Source organism: Corynebacterium sp. ACRPS, assembly GCF_022346005.1.
GTDB lineage: Bacteria > Actinomycetota > Actinomycetes > Mycobacteriales > Mycobacteriaceae > Corynebacterium.
Genome location: NZ_JAKRMY010000021.1, coordinates 1 through 20173, shown reverse-complemented (window position 1 = coordinate 20173; position 20173 = coordinate 1). Strand labels below are relative to the sequence as shown.

19 protein-coding genes and 1 tRNA gene are annotated in these 20173 nt (G+C 60.3%); 16 read left to right on the top strand and 4 right to left on the bottom strand.

What is annotated here, in order from left to right; translation table 11 throughout:
- Window positions 1–9 precede the first annotated feature (9 nt).
- From MHX65_RS10550 to MHX65_RS10535, 4 genes are all read left to right on the top strand, one after another.
- Entirely contained in the window at window positions 10–489 is a 480-nt protein-coding gene (locus tag MHX65_RS10550) for a tRNA adenosine deaminase-associated protein (protein WP_239270030.1), read from the top strand.
- Between the two features lie 4 nt (window positions 490–493).
- Window positions 494–958 carry a nucleoside deaminase gene (locus MHX65_RS10545; RefSeq protein WP_370657800.1) on the top strand — a complete coding sequence of 155 codons (465 nt, stop codon included), beginning with the start codon at window positions 494–496 and terminating at the stop codon, window positions 956–958.
- Between the two features lie 41 nt (window positions 959–999).
- Complete coding sequence (locus tag MHX65_RS10540; RefSeq protein WP_239270028.1) at window positions 1000–1200, top strand: CsbD family protein; 201 nt, start codon at window positions 1000–1002, stop codon at window positions 1198–1200.
- A 93-nt stretch (window positions 1201–1293) separates the two neighbouring features.
- Window positions 1294–1381: transfer RNA gene (locus tag MHX65_RS10535), tRNA-Ser, on the top strand.
- A gap of 72 nt (window positions 1382–1453) precedes the next feature.
- Here the strand turns inward: MHX65_RS10535 and MHX65_RS10530 are convergent.
- A complete protein-coding gene (locus MHX65_RS10530; RefSeq protein ID WP_239270027.1) occupies window positions 1454–1915 on the bottom strand; it encodes a hypothetical protein in 462 nt (153 codons plus the stop codon).
- A 120-nt stretch (window positions 1916–2035) separates the two neighbouring features.
- Between MHX65_RS10530 and MHX65_RS10525 the strand changes: the two genes are divergently transcribed.
- The 9 genes from MHX65_RS10525 to tgt all read left to right on the top strand — a co-directional run bounded on the left by MHX65_RS10525 (window position 2036) and on the right by tgt (window position 13809).
- Window positions 2036–3916 carry an HtaA domain-containing protein gene (locus MHX65_RS10525; RefSeq protein WP_239270026.1) on the top strand — a complete coding sequence of 627 codons (1881 nt, stop codon included), beginning with the start codon at window positions 2036–2038 and terminating at the stop codon, window positions 3914–3916.
- A gap of 10 nt (window positions 3917–3926) precedes the next feature.
- A complete protein-coding gene (locus MHX65_RS10520; protein ID WP_239270025.1) occupies window positions 3927–4973 on the top strand; it encodes a heme/hemin ABC transporter substrate-binding protein in 1047 nt (348 codons plus the stop codon).
- Window positions 4954–6003, top strand: coding sequence for a FecCD family ABC transporter permease (locus MHX65_RS10515; RefSeq protein WP_239270024.1), 1050 nt, complete (start codon window positions 4954–4956; stop codon window positions 6001–6003). Before MHX65_RS10520 ends, MHX65_RS10515 begins: the two co-directional genes overlap by 20 nt.
- Entirely contained in the window at window positions 6003–6797 is a 795-nt protein-coding gene (locus tag MHX65_RS10510; RefSeq protein ID WP_239270023.1) for a heme ABC transporter ATP-binding protein, read from the top strand. Before MHX65_RS10515 ends, MHX65_RS10510 begins: the two co-directional genes overlap by 1 nt.
- Window positions 6790–7848: an HtaA domain-containing protein gene (locus tag MHX65_RS10505; RefSeq protein WP_239270022.1), complete on the top strand. Its 1059-nt coding sequence runs from the start codon at window positions 6790–6792 to the stop codon at window positions 7846–7848. Before MHX65_RS10510 ends, MHX65_RS10505 begins: the two co-directional genes overlap by 8 nt.
- Window positions 7849–8080: 232 nt before the next feature.
- A complete protein-coding gene (locus MHX65_RS10500) occupies window positions 8081–8722 on the top strand; it encodes a biliverdin-producing heme oxygenase (protein ID WP_239270021.1) in 642 nt (213 codons plus the stop codon).
- 87 nt (window positions 8723–8809) lie between these two features.
- On the top strand, window positions 8810–9670 hold the full coding sequence (locus MHX65_RS10495; protein ID WP_239270020.1) for an HtaA domain-containing protein: 861 nt from the start codon (window positions 8810–8812) through the stop codon (window positions 9668–9670).
- A 228-nt stretch (window positions 9671–9898) separates the two neighbouring features.
- Window positions 9899–12556 (top strand): MMPL family transporter, encoded by a 2658-nt coding sequence (locus tag MHX65_RS10490; RefSeq protein ID WP_239270019.1) that lies wholly within the window; start codon window positions 9899–9901, stop codon window positions 12554–12556.
- A complete protein-coding gene (gene tgt, locus MHX65_RS10485) occupies window positions 12553–13809 on the top strand; it encodes a tRNA guanosine(34) transglycosylase Tgt (RefSeq protein WP_023029970.1) in 1257 nt (418 codons plus the stop codon). The genes MHX65_RS10490 and tgt overlap by 4 nt, the downstream gene beginning before the upstream one ends.
- Here tgt and MHX65_RS10480 read toward each other — a convergent pair.
- Entirely contained in the window at window positions 13785–14477 is a 693-nt protein-coding gene (locus tag MHX65_RS10480; protein WP_239270018.1) for a queuosine precursor transporter, read from the bottom strand. The genes tgt and MHX65_RS10480 overlap by 25 nt on opposite strands.
- A gap of 24 nt (window positions 14478–14501) precedes the next feature.
- Here MHX65_RS10480 and gluQRS point away from each other — a divergent pair, with 24 nt between their 5' ends.
- Genes gluQRS through MHX65_RS10465 form a run of 3 tightly spaced genes read left to right on the top strand, consistent with a single transcriptional unit; the run spans window position 14502 to window position 17340 of the window.
- On the top strand, window positions 14502–15395 hold the full coding sequence (gene gluQRS / locus MHX65_RS10475) for a tRNA glutamyl-Q(34) synthetase GluQRS (protein WP_239270017.1): 894 nt from the start codon (window positions 14502–14504) through the stop codon (window positions 15393–15395).
- Between the two features lie 13 nt (window positions 15396–15408).
- Window positions 15409–17001, top strand: a complete 1593-nt coding sequence (locus MHX65_RS10470) for a cation:proton antiporter (RefSeq protein WP_126318035.1) — start codon at window positions 15409–15411, stop codon at window positions 16999–17001.
- A gap of 3 nt (window positions 17002–17004) precedes the next feature.
- On the top strand, window positions 17005–17340 hold the full coding sequence (locus tag MHX65_RS10465; protein ID WP_239270016.1) for a hypothetical protein: 336 nt from the start codon (window positions 17005–17007) through the stop codon (window positions 17338–17340).
- Here the strand turns inward: MHX65_RS10465 and MHX65_RS10460 are convergent.
- On the bottom strand, window positions 17337–17585 hold the full coding sequence (locus tag MHX65_RS10460; protein ID WP_239270015.1) for a hypothetical protein: 249 nt from the start codon (window positions 17583–17585) through the stop codon (window positions 17337–17339). The genes MHX65_RS10465 and MHX65_RS10460 overlap by 4 nt on opposite strands.
- Window positions 17586–17610: 25 nt before the next feature.
- Window positions 17611–19152, bottom strand: a complete 1542-nt coding sequence (locus MHX65_RS10455; RefSeq protein WP_239270014.1) for a molybdopterin-dependent oxidoreductase — start codon at window positions 19150–19152, stop codon at window positions 17611–17613.
- Window positions 19153–20173 lie beyond the last annotated feature (1021 nt).

Below are 20173 nucleotides of genomic sequence, written 5' to 3'. Positions count from 1 at the left end.
TCACGAGGTATGAGCAACGAAAATTACTCTTTCGCGGTTACCGTCGCCCGCAACGAGGGACAATGGGTCGTGCGCAGCTTCGATGATGACTTTGAGGACCCGCAAACCTCCATCACCGCGGTGCGCGCCCTGCGCGCTGAAGGCGCAGCTTTCGCCCTTCTCTGCGTCGAGGACGCCTACTTCATTGCCGTGCGGCCCGTGCCCGGCGGGGTGAAATTGCTAATTTCGGATGCCACCTACGGCGTTGACGATGACTTTGCCGCGGACTTCATGGAGCTCAATGACTATGAGATTCCAGACGTGGACCCGGAAGAGGCCGAGCCCTACGGCGAGGGCGACTTCGATATCTTCGCTGACCTGGGCCTATCCGAGGATCAGGTGGGCTACATCATCGATGATGAGGACGATTGGCCCTCCGATATGCTCCTGCGCATTGCCGGCGACCTGGGCTTTGGGGATGAGCTAGAAGACGTCATTGATAACGCCTAGGCCCCTGCAGCGCGCGCAGGAACGCATGCAGCGCGCCCTCGCGGTGGCGCGCCAGACCCCCGCCGGCGACGTGCCGGTTGGGGCGGTGCTTTATGATGCCACCGGCCGCGAGCTCGCTACCGGCGTCAACCGTCGCGAGCAATTGCGCGATCCCACCGCCCACGCCGAGGTCGAGGCCATCCGCCAGGCGGTGCGCGTCCACGGCGATGGCTGGCGCCTGACCGGCTGCGAGCTCGTGGTCACCTTGGAGCCCTGCGCCATGTGCGCCGGCGCCCTGCAAGCCGCGCGGATAAGTTCGCTGGTATTTGGCGCGTTTGAGCCAAAGACGGGTGCGTGCGGCTCGCTTATCGATGTCCTGCGTGCCCCCACCGCCCCCTTTACCCCACAGGTCCGCGGCGGCGTGCTTGAAGAGGACTGTGTGGCGTTGCTAGAAAAATTCTTCACCACACTGCGCGAAAAGTGGGTATAGTAGCTGTCACACTGTAAGCGACTCATTTAAGGAGAGAGAAAATGGGCGATTTGGAAAACAAGAAGGACGACCTCGCAGGCAAGGCAAAGGAAGCTGTTGGTGAGGCAACCGGTAACGAAGACGTAGCCAACGAGGGCAAGGCCGACCAGGTCGCTTCCGAGGCTAAGGACAAGCTGTCCGACGCTGCTGACAGCATCAAGGACAAGGCCAACGACATCATCGGTGGCCTGAAGAAGGACTAATTTTAGAGTCCCTTCATAGCGAAATCGCTGCGCTGGCTTAGTGCCGGCGCAGCGATTTTGTTGCATCGGGGGTCCTCCCGTAGTCTGGAAAGCGGTGGCGTGTCCGAGCGGCCGAAGGTGATCGCCTCGAAAGCGATTGTTGGGTAACCCCCAACCGCGGGTTCAAATCCCGCCGCCACCGCGCAAGGCCCCGAACTGTTAATGCAGGTCGGGGCCTATTTTTGTTTTCTCTGGCAAGGAGTGTTGGGGTGACTTAAGCGTCCTGCTTTGTGCGTTCAGCCCGGGCGCGGCGGCGCTGCACGGTGGGGAGGAACCACGTCGCAACGGCGGCGATGACGGCTATGGTGCCCGCGCTCCACGCGAGGTATTTCACGGGGGTGAACCACCACGCCAGGGCCGCGATTACTGCGATGACTGCCCATACTGCGGGGACGAGGAGACTGGGCCGTTCGGCCCACGGTTCCCGGGGGAACCGGCTGCGCGCCTCCGCACGGATGCGGCGCGGGGTCTTTTGAGATAGGGCGAAGGAACAGGCGACCACAAAGGTCAGGCCAATGCCGGCGATGAGCAGGCTGCCGCTTACGCCGCCGAACATGAATACGCCGACGGAAAGCGCTAAGGATAAGCGTTCACCGATCGTGAGTGGGAAGTTCTGTGTGGGATCGACATCTGGATAGATGCTGTTGAAGATGTCTTTGCGGGGATCGTTGTGCATTTTTGTTTCTTATAGGGGGTGGTTTATTGACAATCAAAAGAAGTTAGGTCAGGATACACTTACTTCACTAAGGCAAGCTTAGCCTATATCATTTTTAGGCACGAAAACAAGGTTCTCAATATGATTGGAAAACTGTGGAAGTCGGCGTTCGGCATCATCGTCGCGGCTTTCCTCGTCGCAGCATTCGCCCCACTTTTGTCTTCTGCCCCGGTTGCCCACGCAGATGAATCCTGCACATGGAAATGGGGCATCAAGCAGTCATTCCGCAGCTACGTCAAAGGCAATATCGCCCACGGTGGTTGGGGGGCCAACGGCATTGGCTTCACGGGCGATGAACGGGGCGAAGGCGCGTTTGTCTTTACTGCAGGAAAGCCCGATGCATCCGGTGGAAACATCACGATTCCGTTCAATGGAACGCTGAATTTTACTGGCCACGATGGGATCTTGGATATGACTATGTCTGACTTCAAGGTCAAGGCCTCTGGTAAGCAGGCGCAGATTTCCGTGGACTACGTCTCCTATGAGATGAACCGCCAAGACCTCAGCCGCGGTAAAAAGATCCAAGGCAATGATGAGGTAATCGCCACCATTAATCTGGCCAACCCCGTCAACGATGGTGCCGGGAAGGTTGATTTGTCTGGATCTACCACTCTGACTTCCGGCGGGGCCAAGCTTTTCACCGGCTTCTACCAGCCAGGTGAAGCCTTAGATCCGTCCTCCGGCAGCATTGCTCTCGACGGATCATGCTCTGGATCCGGATCTGGCTCCGGTTCCGGTTCGGGTGAGAAGCGTCCATTGACGTCCATTACAGGTTCCTTCACGGGCTTTAACAAGGAAGCCATGGACATCCTGTCTGAAACCAATGACACGATGAACGGGATTACTACGTTCATGGGCAATACCCAGGCGTTTCTGGATGAGTTGGAGTCTTTCAACAACCGGGGTGGATCAAACTCGAATTCGGATGGTTCTGCTTCGGGTACGTCGAACTCCGCTGGAGGAAACTCGGCTTCTACTAACTCTGCAGCGGGAAATTCATCACCGAGCAACTCTGGTTCGGGCGGAGGCGGCGGCGCCTCAGGAGCTGGCAAAGCAGCGGGAACTGGTCCTGCGCACTCCGAATCTGCGAACTCCGGCGCCCCGGGCTCAGGTAATTCGGGCGCGGGAGCACCTGGCGGGGGCGATGCCGTCTGTGAGGCTACTGGGGTTACGCAAGCCACCGCTCAGTGGGGCTTAAAGAAATCCTTCCAATCCTATATCACCGGATCCATTGCCCAAGGCCGGTGGGATCTCTCTGGTGTTGGCTATGACAATGGCCGTTTCCAATTCACTGGTAACTCTGGTGCCGTAAAAGATGGCGCGGGCTCCGTGCAGTATGGCGGGAGCATGCAGTTCACCGGGCACCACGGCAAGTTGGACCTCAACATCTCCAACCTGGAAATCACCTTCAACGGCAATTCCGGCGAGCTTATCGCTGACGTGCGATCTTCCAATATGGAAGGAAAGAAGAAAGACTTTGGGCACGCTGTTATTGGCACCTTGAGCTTTACTTCTCTCGACGTCGGCACGGACGCCGTGTCCGGTGAAGCTGAGGTATCGCTTTCTGAAACCGGCTCCCAAGCCCTCGCTGAGTTCTATGAACCGGGCACCCAGCTGGATCCATTGAGCTTCCACGCCACCTTGGGCGGAAGCGCTGATTGCGGCGCCGTATCCGGTGGCGGCGGAGCAAGCTCCGGTTCTGGATCTGGTGGCGCCGGCGCGGGCGGAAACGGAAAGGGCGGCTCTGCTTCCAAGGGCGGAGCTCATGCCGCAGCCGGGGACCCAGCGCATGCTGGTGATTCCTCGCAGGGATACGAGGACGGCTCGAACAAGTTCAAGGTCAAGTCCGCGACTTCTCCCAGCGGAAACATGGATAACCCGACTACCTATCTCCTGCTATTCATCGTCGGATTGATCATTGCCGGCGGTTCCACCAGCCGCCTTGTCATGAACAACTCTTAGAAGGATCGCCGTGAAACTCGTTCTTCGTTTCCTCGTACCACTCCTGTGCATCTTCAGCCTTACCGCGTGCGGTGTGCAGGGAAGCTATACCGATCAGCTACCGGATCCTGCAGATGTCTCCGATCCCAGGTCCTTTGAAGGTGTCAGTGACGTCAAAGATTTTGACGATATCGAGCCGGTTACTGAAAAAGCAGAGCCGGCGCTTCCGGTGGAACTTACCGATGCCGATGGTAATGACGTCACCGTCACCGATACTTCCCGCATCCTCGCGTTGGATATCTATGGCACCTATACCAAGACCCTGAGCGGCTTGGGGCTTGCGGATAATATCGTCGGCCGCACGATTTCTTCTACCGAGCCCAACTTGGCGGATCTCCCAGTAGTGACCGAAGGCGGCCACAACATCAACGTGGAGGCGGTGCTGGAGCTCCAGCCGACGCTCGTCATTGTGGATCATTCCATTGGCCCGCGCGATGCCATCGATCAAATCCGCGCGGCGGGCGTCACCACCGTGGTGATGGAACCTGAGCGCACCATTGATTCCGTGGGCGAGGACATCACCGCGCTTGGCGATGCCCTCGGCTTGCCCGACGAAGCACGCGAGCTGGCGGATCGTTCCACCAAAGAAATCGACGAGGCAAAGGAAGCCATCAAGGAACTCGTTCCCGATGATCCGATGCGGATGGCGTTCCTCTATGCGCGCGGAAACGGCGGCGTCTTCTTCATCATGGGTGACGGCACCGGTGCACAAGACCTGATTGAAGGCATCGGCGGCGTGGATCTGGCGGCAGAAAACAACCTTTCTCATGCAGAACCCGCTAACGCGGAGGCATTGGCGCGCATCAACCCGGAGGTGATCATCATGATGACCAATGGCCTGGAATCCACCGGCGGAATTGATGGCTTGCTGGAGAGGCCTGGTGTTGCTCAGACCACCGCCGGCCAGAAGAAGCGCATCGTGACCATTCCGGACGGTCAATCGCTGGCATTCGGTCCCATGACCGGTCAGACGCTGGTGAAGCTAGCAAAGGCTGTGTATGACCCAGACAATGAGTAAGGAGACGGATACCTTCGCGCGCCGCCGCACTCAGCGCGCCTGGGTATTCGTACTGCTGGGGATCCTCACCGTTCTCGCGGCGCTCATTTCCGTCGTGCTGGGGCAATACTACGTACCCCTGTCTGATCTCTTCCCCATTTTGGCAGCCGGGCACGCGCAGGATTCCTTGACCGCAAGCGTGGTGTGGGACATCCGCCTGCCACGCTTGGTCTTAGGGCTCGTGGTGGGCGCGGCCTTGGGGGTGGCCGGCACGCTGATGCAGGCGGTATTTGCCAACCCCCTTGCAGAACCTTCCATCATCGGCGTTACCTCTGGTGCGGGCGTTGGTGCGGCCGTGGTCATTGTCTTCAATATCGAGTTCTTCGGTACCTTTACTGTTCCCGCGGCAGCCTTCCTGACCGCGTTACTGGTTACCTTCATTATTTATCAGCTGGCGCGGTACAACGGGCGCGTGGCCGTAGTGCACCTGATTCTCACCGGCATCGCCATCAATGCGGTATGCAACGCCATCATCTCCTTCATGGTGTACCTGGCGCCGACCGCCAACCGCGAAGCGATCGTCTTCTGGCAGATGGGCTCCCTCAACGGCTCGCAGTGGAAACACGTGTGGGCGGTACTTCCCATCGTGGTGGTAGGCCTCGCAGTGGCCCTGCGCTTAGGCAAGCAGCTAGACGTCCTCGCGCTCGGCGAGCGCGCCGCCGCGCATACCGGCGTGAACGTGCCGCGTCTGCGCATCGTGGCGATCGTGGCATCGGCAGTGCTGACTGCAGCGGCCGTCTCCTTCGCCGGCCTCATTGGCTTTGTGGGGCTCATCGTTCCCCACCTGCTGCGCAGCATCGTCGGGCCAGAAAACCGCATCCTACTGCCCGCCTCCGCCCTGGGCGGCGCTGTGCTTATTGGTTTCGCCGACGTGGCAGCGCGCACGATGATTCCTTTTGCGGATCTTCCCATCGGAATTTTTACCGCTCTGGTGGGCGGTCCAACGTTTTTCATCTTGCTGCGCCGCATGATGCGCAAAGGAGTGCACTGATGATAAACGTCAAAGACTTAACCGTCCGGGTGGGGGAACATACCCTTGTGGATCAAGTGTCCTTTGCTGCCCAAGCGGGCGAAGTTACCGGGCTTATCGGTCCGAACGGTGCCGGTAAATCCACGGTACTTGCCGCCGTGGCCGGAGACATTGATTATTCCGGTGAGATCACCGTGGGTGGGCTTTCGCCCAAGGCACCAGCGCGAGAGCTCGCCCGCACGCGTGCGGTGATGCTCCAGGATGTCTCGGTGTCGTTTGAATTCCTCGTCCGCGATGTCGTTGCGATGGGGCGCCGCCCGTGGGAAGGAACTGCCTATGCAGACCTTGACGATGACTTTATTCACGCCGCCCTCGATGCCGCCGGCGTTGCGCACCTAGCTGGCCGAGACATCAGCACGTTGTCTGGCGGTGAGCGCGCCCGCGCGGCCTTCGCACGCGTGCTTGCCCAAAATACCCCGGTTATCTTGCTCGATGAGCCAACGGCCGCGCTCGATATTCGGCACCAAGAACAACTGCTGGGTTCAGTCAAAGCCCTCGCCCGCGAGGCCGGTGTTGCCGTCCTCGTGGTGCTCCATGACCTCAACGCTGCAGCTGCATATTGCGATCGCGTCGTATGCCTGTCGTGCGGGGGATTAGCAGCCCAAGGGCGCGTAGATGAGGTCTTTACCAGTCCCACATTGTCTCAAGTGTATGGCTGGCCAATATCCGTCGATGGACTGCGGGTACATCCACAGCGTGCCACGCCCACCATCAACCCACTCTTTTCACATAAATTGGAGGATTTCCATGTTTAAAAAAGCACTGGTCACCGCTCTCGCGGCGACCGCCCTTACCGTGCCACACGCTTCTGCGGAAGAAACCTGCACCATCGAATCCGGTTCCTTGAATTGGGGCATTAAGCACTCGTGGCGTTCCTACCTCAAATCCGGTTTCGCTGCTGGTGATTGGTCCACTAGTGGTCCAGTGACGCAAACCGGTGATCCTAAGGGGAAGGATTTCTCTTTCGGCTTCGACGTCGATCCTGCAACCTCTACGGTAACGGTAGATGAGGACGGCAATGTGGTGTCGTCCAACATCGAGAGCAAAGACTCTTCGATCACGTTCACCGGTCACCACGGCGCTCTACATTCCACGGTAGTGGCACCTTTCATCAAGACCTCCGGAAATGAAGCCCAGCTCGGTTCCGGCTACGAGGTCTATCACGTAGAGGGTAAGAATATGTTTCAATACACCGAGGACGACCGCATCGACGCCAATAAGCGCACCGGGGACGGGATCTTTGGCCACGGCACGGCGCAATGGACCAAGGAGGGCGATACACTCACCCTTTCCGCCAGCGATGTGCGGTACAAGGAGCAGCAGGGAACAAAAGATGGAAAAATCGAGGGCGTAGACCAACTTTTCATGGGCATGTATAGCTCAGAGAGCAAGCCTGAGCTTGATGATGCCCACTTAACCCTCAGGGTTTCCCCGGGCTGTGGCCAGAAGAAGGAAGAAACTCCGCAGAACGAACCTGCTCCGCAGCCGCCGGTAGCTGCGCCGGAAAAGGAAGAGAAGCCACAGAGTCAGCCACCGAAGGGCAATCCAGCTCCGCAGTCACCAGCGACCTCGCAGATCCCGGCACCGCCGAAGAAGCCGGAGACCCCAAAGAGCCCCGAGACTTCGGAGTCTAAGAAGCCGGGAACCCAGCAACCAGAGGAGGACGCTCCCTCAGGTTCTAGCTTTGCCAAGGTGTGGAACTACATCTTGGGCGTGGTAACCATTGGCAGCATGTTTGCCATCCTTGGGCAGGCGTTTATAAAGTCGGGCGCCCTTGATAGCGTGCGTGCCCTTCTCCACCGATAAAAGCACCGCTGATCCAGGAATAGGGGGTCAGCTAAGCACGCTGTGCCGGCAGCCATCTCAACGCCGCGCGCAAAACCCTTTTAAGGACGGTGCCGCGCCGTGCGTACCGCAGGCGGTGGGGTAGGGAGTTAGTCCTTTTGGTTGATTTCTCCCCACAAGTCTTGTAAATAAGGGTTGCCTAACCTTAAATTTATATTTAGAAGTTAGGTAAGCGTTACTTTGGAGGAAGTCAGTGACTGTGACACTCAAGAAACCATTATCCGTCGCATTGCGCGAGGAGACCGCTCACGCCCATGAGAACGCGGAGGGCTCGGCGTTTATGCAGCGACTTATGTCAGGTCGGCTGAGCGCTGAGGCCGCTGCCGATCTGAGTGGCCAATTGTGGTTTGTCTATGAGTCTTTGGAGCGCGCCGTCCGCGGCGTGGCGCAAACTTCAATCGCCGGTGCGGTGGCCGATCCACGCTTGGAGCGGCGCTTCGCTCTAGAGGCGGATTTGGCGGCGCTCGTCGGCGGCGACTGGCGCGAAAAGATCCGGATCCTGCCGGCCACAGCATCCTACGTTGCCCGCCTAGAAGAAGTATCCGGCAGTGCGGTAGAAGTGGTGGCCCATCACTATGTCCGGTATCTCGGTGACGTCTCCGGCGGCCAGGTGATTGCCGCGCGCCTCGGCACCCTCTATGACATCGAACCGGATGCGCTGAACTTTTATGACTTCAGCGCCATTGGCAAGATTCCGCCGTACCGCAAGGGCTACCGCGAACGCCTTGACAGCCTCATGCTAACCGAGGAACAGCGCGAGTCTTTGCTCTCGGAGGCGCAGCGCGCATTCGCCTTCAACTCGGGGATATTCGCCGAGCTTGATAAACGCCACTGATTTACTTTTTCCAATTTATTAATTAAGGTAAGGCTCGCCTAATTCACTAAGGCGAAGCTTTACCACTGCTCTCAAGAGGAGAAATTCATGAAAACAACATCCGTCATCGCTATTGGCGCGGTTGCGCTCGGCGCCGTCACCGCCCCAGTAGCCTCTGCCGATGAGGCTCCAGCCACTGTCCCCGCCGTGGAATCCGGCCAATTGAACTGGCCCATCAAGGAATCCTTCATTCACCACGTGGACACCAGCCCTCTCGCCAAAGGCGTAGTCAATACCACCGGAGGTGCGGAGAAGGTAGGAAAGGACTTCACCTTCCCCGTCGATGCGGCCCACACCACGGTGGATGCAGAGGGAAACGGCACTATAGGCACTCAGGGATCCGTGCAGATTCAAGGCTATCCAGGCTTTGGGCCTAATGGTTCCTACGGCGTCGACCTCACGTTCTCAGATATCAAGGTGGAGGTAGAAGGCCACAACGCCACTATCACTGCGGACTATAAGCTTACGGGCGCCTCGGGCCCGCTGAAGAACGAGCCGGTTGAAATGTCCGGTGATGACGCCGCAATCTCTACCTTCACGCTCACTGAGCCCTTGGTACCGGAAACCGGCAAGACTCACGCCACAACTGATGCCCCCACCTCGCTGACCCAGACGGGCTCCGACATCTTTTTGGGCAAGTACCCGGTGGGGCAACCGCTTGACGATGCCAACACGGATCTCACCGTGGCATTCGACGGCGCCTCCGAAAACCCTAAACCATCTGACCAGGTAACCCCAGAAAAGAAGCCTTCGGGCGACGACGCTGCAGACGACGGCTCTTCTTTCCACGGTTCTTTCTCAGGCAACCTAGGCGAGACCATCGCTGCTATTATCGCGCGGGTAAAGAAAATCAGCGCCTTCTTCTCTGACCTCGTTCTTCCCGGCCTGAGCTTGTCGAAGTTCGTTTAAATAGCGCGCGCTCTCTCGCGGCTGCATCGTCTAAGCCGCTCCGCCGTGGCCACCCGATCTAGTCTTTGACTGCATTGGGCGGCCACGGTTCTTTTTGGCCCGCCGCCTTGGCATCGTCTGTGAATAAGGGCCGCACGGTGGCTAAGTAATAGGGAATAAGGGGCACGGCAACTACACTAGGGCGAAGTTAAATCCGTCCGACTACGCGAATGCGAAGGTACATTTCCCGTGGCTAAACTCCTCTACCGGCTCGGACGTTGGTCTTTCCTTAATAAATGGAAAGTCATCGTTACCTGGGTGGTCCTGCTTGCTGCCGCCGGCGGCGCTACCGCCTTGTTGATGAAACCGATGACGAGCGAGTTCGCTATCAAAGGCACCCCATCCATCGATGCCACCTACAAGACGATGGACCTCTTCCCGGAAGGCGGCAATCCCGCCAACTCGCCGTCAGTGAACCTGGTCTTCCAGGCCCCGGAAGGCCAAAAGCTCTCGGATCCCGCCAATGAAAAGGCCATCAACGCGGTCATTTCCCACCTCGAGGACAACCTGGAGATGGGCGATACCATGCGCTTTGGCAATCCGCTTGAGGTCTCGCCGCGGCTACAAGATGAGGTTATCCACCAGTTCACGGAGATGGGGCTGCCGGAATCGTCCGCGCGTGCCGATGCCGATAACCTCGCGATGGTCAATGAGGATGAGACCATTGCCTATACCACCTTCGACTTCGACGCCGAATCGCCCTATAGCGTGGACCAGGACGATAAGGACATCGTGACGGAAGCGATGGACATCGGCAGGCAGCAGGGGCTTACCGTTGAGGCCGGCGGCGCCGGGTTTGGCGATGAGATTCGGGTCAATTCCACCTCCGAGGTTATCGGCCTTGGCGTGGCCTTCCTCGTGCTCATCTTTACCTTCGGCTCCCTGGTCGCTTCTGGAATGCCGCTGATTTCGGCCGTCATCGGGGTCGGCCTGGGCGCTTGCGGCATGCTGATTACCACGCACTGGATAGAGCTCAACAACATGACGCCGGTGCTGGCCATCATGATTGGCCTGGCGGTGGGCATCGACTATGCGCTGTTTATCCTGTCCCGCTACCGAGCCGAGCGCGCCCGCATGTCCGCCCCAGAAGCCGCCGGCATGGCGGCAGGAACGGCGGGCTCGTCCGTGGTCTTTGCCGGCACCACCGTCTTTACCGCGCTGTTTGCCCTGCTCATTGCGCGCATCGAATTCCTCACCGCCATGGGGCTTTCCGCCGCCGCAACCGTGGCCATCGCCGTCCTCGTCTCCCTCACGCTCATCCCCGCGATGCTGGGGCTTCTGGGGGACAAGGCATTTGCCGGCCGCATCCCCGGCGTGGCCGGCAACCCCTCCCGCAAGGGCAAGGTGCGCCGCGGCCCGACCATGGGCAATCGCTGGGTACGGCTGGTACAAAAGGTGCCCGGCTTGGCGATGGCCCTCGTCGTCCTCTCCCTCGGCGCCATGACCGCCCCCGTGCTCCACATGGATTTGGCGCTGCCTGCCGATACCACCTCGAATCCCGATACCACTCAGCGCAAGGCCGCCGACCTGATGGCCGAGGGCTTCGGCCCCGGCGTCAACGGGCCATTCCTCGCGGTTGTCGATGCCCACACCATCAACGCCAATTCCGCCGCTCTCGCCCCATTGGTGGCGGCCCAGGACGGAAACGACGACGCCGAAGAAGGCTCCGGCGAAGCACCCGCCGATTCGCCCGCTGACTCGCCCGGCGACGCAACTGGCCCTGCGCCTGAGCCCGCGCCCAACGAAGCCCCCGACCAGCCAGGTGAGCAGCCAGCGGACCAGCCCGGCGAACAACTGGCAGAACACCCTGCTGACCAGCCCAGCGAGCAACCTGCTGAGCCGGATATCGCCCCCGTCGCAGAGGTCGAGGACAAGGAAGAGGCCGCTGCGCCGACCAGCGCCGAGGACAAGGCGGCACTGGCGTCCTTCCTCTACACCGCGGATCAACTGAAGACGCTTGGCGGAGTAAAGCACGCGCAAATTGTTTCGGTCAGCGAAGACCAGCGCGCGGCACAAATTATGGTGACCCCGGAAACCTCGCCAACGGAAGCCGCAACCATTAATGTCGCGCACGCCCTGCGCTCTGCCACAAAGCAGATCGAAGGCACCACCGGCACCGAGATCGGCCTGACGGGCCTGACCGCCGTGCAGCTGGACATCACCGAGCGCCTCCGCGATGCCATGGCACCGTACCTCAGCATCGTTGTGGGGCTGGCGATCGTGCTACTGCTCGTTGTCTTCCGCTCCCTCCTGGTGCCACTGGTGGCGGGCCTGGGCTTCCTGCTTTCGGTTGGCGGCGCCTTCGGCCTGACGGTGCTGGTATGGCAAGACGGCCTGTGGGGCCTCGTCCCGGGCCCCGGCCCGCTGCTGTCGTTCATGCCGATCTTCCTCATCGGCGTGACTTTCGGCCTGGCCATGGACTACCAGGTCTTCCTGGTCACCCGCATGCGCGAGCACATCGCGCGGCATCCGAAGGGCACGTCGGGGCCCTATAATGCCGTCGACGAGGCCACCATCACTGGCTTTACCCAGGGCGCGCGCGTGGTGACGGCCGCGGCGATCATCATGATTTCGGTCTTCGTGGCCTTTATCAACCAGCCGCTGCCGTTCATCCAGATCTTCGGCTTTGCCTTGGCGGCGGGCGTGCTTTTCGATGCCTTCTTTGTCCGCATGACCCTCGTCCCCGCCTCCATGTTCCTCATGGGCCGCGCTACGTGGTGGATGCCCAAGTGGCTGGATAAGATCCTGCCTACCGTAGACATCGAAGGCACCGCGCTTGAGGAAGAATGGGAAGCACAACACGCGGATGATGGCCAGAAGACCAGGGAAGAGGAAGATAAGGAATGAAGGACTTAAGTTTCGACATCGATAAGCGCCTGCCCGAAGGCCCCGGCAAGCATGGCCGCAGTGGTGTTATCCACACTCCGCACGGCGATATCGCCACGCCGGCGTTTATCCCGGTGGCGACCAAGGCCACGGTAAAGACCCTGACGCCGGAGCAGATTCGCGCGACTGGAACGCAGGCGATTTTGTCCAATGCCTATCACCTCTACCTGCAGCCGGGCCACGACATCGTGGACGAGGCCGGCGGCGTGGCGAAATTTGAGAACTGGCACGGGCCGACCTACACCGATTCCGGCGGATTCCAGGTGATGTCTTTGGGCGTGGGCTTTAAAAAGGTCATCGCCATGGACTTGGCGGATCTCACCGAAAAGGATATTCGCGCCGCGAAAAGGGAGCGCATGGCCAAGGTGGATGAGGAAGGCGTGGACTTCCGCTCGATTATCGATGGCTCCAAGCACCGCTTTACGCCCGAAAAGTCCATGCAGATTCAGCACGGGCTGGGCGCGGATATCATGTTCGCCTTCGACGAGCTGACCACGCTCATTGATTCGCGCACTTACCAGGAAGAATCCGTCGCCCGCACGCACCGGTGGGCGCAGCGCTGCCTGGAAGAACACGACCGGCTTACCCGCGAGCGCTACCACCGCCCGAAGCAATCGCTGTGGGGCGTGGTGCAGGGCGCGCAATACGAGGACTTGCGCCGCCAGGCCACCCGCGGCCTCTTGGACCTGGACCGCGCCGCGCGGGAGAAGGGCCAGCGCGGTTTCGGCGGCTTCGGCATCGGCGGTGCGCTGGAAAAGCAGAACCTCGGCACCATCGTGGGCTGGGTCTGCGATGAACTGCCGGACGATAAACCGCGCCACCTGCTCGGCATCTCCGAGCCAGATGACATCTTTACCGCGGTCGAGGCCGGCGCCGATACCTTCGACTGCGTCGCGCCAACCCGCCTAGCCCGCCGCGGCGGCGTCTACACGCTCGATGGCCGCCTGAACCTCACCAATGCGCGGTTCAAGCGGGACTTTAAGGGTGTAGACGAGGAGTTCGGCGGCTACGTCACGGAGAATTACTCGCGCGCCTACCTGCACCACCTGCTCAAGGCGAAGGAATTTTTGGCCGGCACGCTGTGCACCATCCACAACGTGGAATTCATGGTGCGGTTAGTGGACAATATCCGCGCCGCCATCAATGGCGGCTACTACGAGGACTACCGCGATGAGTTCCTGGGCCGTTACTACGCGGCGTCGAAGGCGCGGTAATCCTCGCGCTTTTTCACCAGCTTGATAACCGCGGAGGTAATGGGCAAGAGGACGACCTCAATCAGTGTCTTCCACACAAAGCCCACCACCACGTAGTTGATGAATCCGCTCGTGGTGTCGATGCCGATGACGGGCGCGGCGATGGCGCAAAACAGCAAGGTATCGCCAAACTCGCCCACCACGGTGGAGGCGATCAGCCGGGAGAAAAGGCCCTTTTCGCCGCTGCGCTTCTTCATCGCAGTCAGCGTCCACGCGTTGAGCAGCTGGCCCACCAAGTAACCGGCCAGGGAAGCCAAAACGATGCGGGGCACCAGGCCCAGCGTGGCGGCGAAGGCCTCTTGGCCCTCATAGAAATCCGCCGCAGGCAGCCAGATGGCGATATAGAAACACACGACGGCGAGCAGGGCCATCGCAAAGCCGATGTAGATGGCGCGCCGGGTGGACTTGAAGCCGTAGCACTCGGATAAAACGTCGCCGACGATATAGGCCAGCGGGAAGAGGAAGAAGGCGCCGTCGGTCACGAGCGGCCCAAGCTGGACGCCCTTGGTGGCGTTGATATTAGAAATCAAAAACGTCACGACGAAGATCGTGACGAGCCACGGATACAGAGTGGAATGAACGGGGATAAAGCGCACTTGAGAGGAGGGGGATTTTTCCATGCCCACCATTGTGCCAAACCGTATGCTGGGAATATGAATTCCGCGACCACCGGGGCGGGCCGCTACGCCCCGAGCCCTTCCGGCGATCTGCACTTTGGCAACCTCCGCACGGCGCTTCTCGCGTGGCTCTACGCGCGCTCGACGGGGCGCAGGTTTGTGGTGCGGGTGGAGGACATCGATAAGCAGCGCTCCTCCCGCGCGGCGGCCGAGCGACAGCTCGCGGACCTTGCAGCCCTGGGGCTGGAGTGGGACGGCGAGGTCATCTACCAGCAGGATCGCGAGGCCGCCTACGCCGCGGCGCTCGAGAAGCTGCCGGTCTACGAGTGTTACTGCTCGCGCAAGGATATCCGCGAAGCCTCCCGCGCCCCGCACGCCATCCCCGGCCAGTATCCGGGCACCTGCCGTGCGCTATCCGATGCCCAACGTGCCACCAAACGCGCCCAGCTCGCCGCCGATAACCGCCAGCCGGCGCTGCGCCTGCGCGCCGATGTCTCCACCTTCACCATCCACGACGCCCTGCACGGCGACTACACCGGCGACGTCGATGATTTCATCCTCCGCCGCGGCGGGCAGGATGGTGGCTGGGCCTATAACCTGGCGGTGGTTGTGGATGATGCCTACCAGGGCATCGACCAAGTCGTCCGCGGCGACGATCTCTTATCCTCCGCCCCGCGCCAGGCCTACCTGGCTTCCCTTTTGGGGACCACACCGCCGACCTACGTGCACGTGCCGCTGGTCCTGAATTCCGCGGGCAAGCGACTGGCCAAGCGCGATGGCGCGGTGACGATGCGGGATATGGGGGAGCAGAGGGGCATCGTCAAGCAGCTGGCGCAGTCTTTGGGCTATGAGGCGGAAACCGCCGCCGAGCTCTTGGCGCAATTCCGGCCAGAGGAATTGAGCCGCGAGCCGTATATTTGGCGCGCGTAATACTATCGAGCCCATGGAAGTTTTACTGGTTCTCATCGGGCTCATGCTGCTGACCGTCTTCGTCGTTGCGATCGGCGATAGGGTCGGGCTGCCGTGGCCCGCGCTGCTGACGATTATTACCGCCTGCGCCGTTTTCGTGCCGGGGCTGCCGCAATTCGACATCCCCACCGAGCTCATCCTTCCCATCTTCTTGCCGCCGCTGCTGTGGGCGCTGGCGCGGCGCACGTCCTGGGGCGTGATTCGCGGGCAGTGGGTGACCATCCTGAGCCTGTCCGTGCTCCTCGTCGTCGCCACCACCCTCGCCGTGGGCGCGACCGCTTACGCATTCCTGCCGGGAATTAGCATCGCCGCCGCCATCCTCATCGGCGCGGCCATCGCCCCGCCAGACCCCGTGGCCGTGGATGCGGTGGCCGAGCCCGCCGGCATCCCGCGCCGCATCATCACCACCCTGCAAACAGAGGGGCTGTTTAACGATGCCGCCTCCATCGTCGCCTTCCACCTCGCGCTCGCCGCCGTGACCCAGGGCGGCGATATTTCCTTTGGCAGCGGCGTGCTGAGCTTCCTCTATTCTTCCGTCGTCGCGCTTGCCATTGGCTGGCTCATCGGGCGGCTGACGGCGCTGTTTATTACCCACGTCCACGATGTGGTAGCGCGCAACGCCCTGACCTGGGTGGTTCCCTTCGCCACCTTCCTCGTGGCTGAGGAGCTGGAGGCCTCTGGCGTTATCGCCGTGGTCATCGCCGCCGTCGAGCTCAACTCGCGCGCCGATATCCAGGCCGAGGACCGGCTTTCCGGCCAGTCTTTCTGGGAGACCATGGAGCTGCTGTTTACCGGTGTCGCCTTCGGCCTTATCGGGCTGACGGTTAATACCGCCATCGCGGAGGTGGGCTCGGATTTGTGGCACTCCGTTATGGTCGGCGTGATCCTATCGCTCGTGGCCTTCGTGGTGCGTTTTGTGTGGATGTTCTTCTACTACCGCCTCAACGTCTCGCGCGGGCGCCCGCACGTTGCCCCGCTGCGGATGCAGGAGGTGCTGCTGATGACTTGGTCCGGCATGCGCGGCCTGGTGACGCTGGCGCTGGTGCTGTCCATCCCCACCGGCGTCTTCGCCTTCCACCACGAGCTGGCCGTTATCGCCCTGACCGTCTTGCTGGTCACCATGGTGCTGCCCGGCCTGCTGCTGCCGTGGCTGATGAGGCAGCTCGATCTCACGGAGGCTTCGCAGGCCGCCAACGATAAGATGCGAGCCGCGGTGGTTTCGCGGGCGCGCGCCGCCAGCATCGATGCGCTATCGCAATTCCGCCCCGAAGACGATGCCACCGGCGAGGCCGAAACGGTCGATCCGGAAATTTCCGCCAACGTCATCCAGTGGTTCGAGGACCGCCTGGGTGATGGCGAAAACCCCGCCGAGAATAACGACGAGCGCAAGCAGCGCGCCGAGGAGGCCCGCCGCGTCGCGCTGGAGGCCCGGCGCACCGCGCTTAACGCCGCGCAGAGCGAGCTCCTAGTCCTGCGCAAGGATCGGGCCTTCAATCCGGCCATCGTGGATGAGATACTGGAAGAGATCGACCGCATGGTCATCGGCACTAAGCACCGGGAGATTTAGCCCATGGATCCACAACACTATGCCGAGCTCGAGGACGCGATGGACTACCTCTACGATTTCCTCGACGAGGACTTGGCGGACCGCGTGCGCGCCGAGCGCGAGTTCGTTCCGGCGGGCTTAGAAAGCTTGCTTGCCGATGACTCCCTCGACGACTACGCCTGGCTCTGGATCAAGGATCCCGGGCCGAATGGCTTCCGGCAGTACCTGCGCGATGGCGGTTATTCCGAGGCCGAGGTGCGCCAGACCTTCGCGTGGGCGCGCAGCGAGTGGGGCATGAATACCCCACCGCATATCGCGTGGCTTAAAGAGGACGGCTACGAGCCGCCGCGCATCGATTAGGCCAGGCGGTACGGCCCCGCCTTGCGCACCGCCGCATCAATGACCTCCGGATCTACTGTGACGGACTCAGCGTGCTTGATGACGACATCCGCGGTGGCATCCCCGGTCATCTCGAAGGTGGCTTGGCCCATTCCCGTATCAGCAAAGATGCCGTAGAGCTTTTGCAGGCACTTGCGCACGTCATTGTCATTGCGGATGCCATCGATGGCGATGCGGGTTTCGGTGACAGAAGATTTATCAGTCATAGAAACAGATTCTAATCCTTCGGTGCTAGATGCGGCCGTTGAAGGCCTGGAGCGCGGAATCCTCGCGGGTGCCGCCGCGGCCATCGCCGTAGTCGGCGTAATCACCAATCCAGGCAATCCGCGATACCCACTTCACGGCCTTATACCCGTGGTTCGATTCCACGCGGGCGCGCACTGGGGCGCCCAAGTGCAGATCGATGTCCTGGTCATTGCGCGAAATCGCCAAAATGGACTGATTCTCCATGGCGGTCTCGATATCGAAGGCCGCGTAGAAAGGCTCGCGCGGGCGGTTATCGTACATCTTTTGCGCCAAGCCATAAGACTCGATGAGCACGTAATTGGCGCCTTCGGGGCGGGGGCAGAGTAGCTCGAGGACATCGGCAAGCTTGGGCCCTCCCCACTTGGAGGTCGCAGACCACCCCTGCATGCAGGTATGCGTGGCGATGTAGGACGTTTGCGGCAGCTCGCGCAACTGCTCAAGGGTGACGGTCTTTTCGGTGCCGTTGACATCATCGGCCACGGTAATGGCGTAGTTCTCCCAGCCATTGCGCTTGTACTCGGTCCACTCAGGGGATTCCTTCTCCGTCGGCGGCAGGCCGTTGGTCCAGTGGAAGGAGGAAATGGGCATCGGCGAGTCCTTGGTCTCCTTGGGCTTGCGCGGGTGGAAGTGGTTCAGCGAAAGCTTGCGGCCGATTTCGGTGAACGAGACCAAGAAATTATGCGCCCGGGCGCGGTCCGCCAAGGTCCAATAGGACAGGGCAATCCAGAAGATGATGACCGCCACGATGGTGATGACGACGGTGGTAAAGGCCTGCACATAACGCTCGGTGGAGACGTCACCGAAGACGATGTGGACCATGTTGTACTCGCGGTGCACGAAGAAGACCAGCACCACGTGGACCAGGATGAACGCGGACATCAAGACCATGCCGATAAAGTGCAGCGACCGCGCACCTTGGTGGCCGCCCAGCATCTTTACAAACCACGGGAAGCGCACGCGGATGGCCGGCGACATCCCCAGGCCGGTCACCATCATGAAGGGCGCAACGATGAAGATGACGAAGGCGTAGGCGAGTTGCTGGAGGGCATCGTATGGCGTGAAGTGCTCGATGCCGGGCGCGCTGAGGCTGATATAGACCTTGAAGGTATCCCACGCCTCCGGGATGATGTCCCAGGAGGTGGGGATGAGGCGCTGCCACAGGCCGGTGGCAAAGAGCAGCACGACGTACACCAGGCCATTGAGGACCCACAGCATGACCGAAAGGCCGTGCCAGTGGCGGCCCAGGCCAATGTTTTCGCGGCCCGGCAGCGCCACGACCGGTGACCACGAAAGCTCGTCCATCAAAGAGGTATATACGCCCTCTTCCTTGGGCAGCTTGCGCTTGGTAAAACGCAGCCATTCGGTGCCAGGCGCGCAGTCATTGCGCCACCACAGGCGCGGCATGGAAGAAAGCATTTCCAGCCCGGAGCGCAAGAGCATGCCGATGAGTACAAAGTTGATGAGGTGCGTCGCGCGAAGCCACAAAGGAAAATCGGGGTTTTCGCCGAGAGCCAAGACATAGTCCATGGGGAGCGTCCTAGGGAGATAGTTTATGGGAAAAGGGCTATCTCTATTTTGACGGCTTTTCATGGATTAAACAAGCAGGGCGGATTCTAGGGGTCGTTGCAACGATGATGGTTATTTTGGTGTGATACTACCGGTTTGTGTCAGGGCGTTGCCGAGACAAATTCCTCTGTGCTGCACGCACGAACTTAGCGAGTATGCCGGCATCGCGGGCCAGTGGGGAAGTAGCGGGCAGTTCTGCCAGTATTGCTTGCAGGTGTTTGACTGCGCTGTTGGAGCCGTCTCGCGCGTACTCGTAGTCTCCACCGTGTCCGTGGGCTTTGATGAATAGGGCGCACAGGTGTGCGTCCTGAGCTTCATGAATAATGTCAACCATTCCCCCAGATCTCCTAGTCACCCCTTTTCCAAGTGCTTTTTATTTTTCCCGAAGCCCGCCACGCTATGACCAAGTTAACGACCTGAACGGAGGTTAGCCTCATAATCCAACCGACCCCTTTTTGTTCGGACTCCGCCTGTTTCGTGATGTTTGCGTCACTACATTCAGCAGGATCGGGCTTACTACATTCAGCAGGATCGGGCTTCCCAGAGGTGAGAATTGCGATTGTGCATACAAGTCCCATAAAAAGAGGGACAAATATGGGAAACTTTGTTGTACTAGTCACCATAAACAGGCCTATGCCGACTAGCAGTAGGACCACGAAGGGGTCAAGTCCGTTTGAGTGGTGTTTCTACCTTTCGATAGAGCATGCAGTGTGATGGTGTCAGGGGCCAGCACGTGCTCGGTGCTTTAACTGGTTCATGCGACCTCCTTGGTGGTGTCAGCGTCTATGACGTTGGCGGTAATCAATGCTTTGGTCGGACCTGACCCCCAGATGGTGGACACCTTGAAACCAGCATCTCGCTGGGAAGTGAGGTACCTTTCCACCATGCCACGCAAGACCTACACCGAGCAGTTCAAGCGCGACGCAGTCTCGTTGTACGAGTCGACCCCCGGAGCAACGCTCAACGCGATCGCCTCCGATCT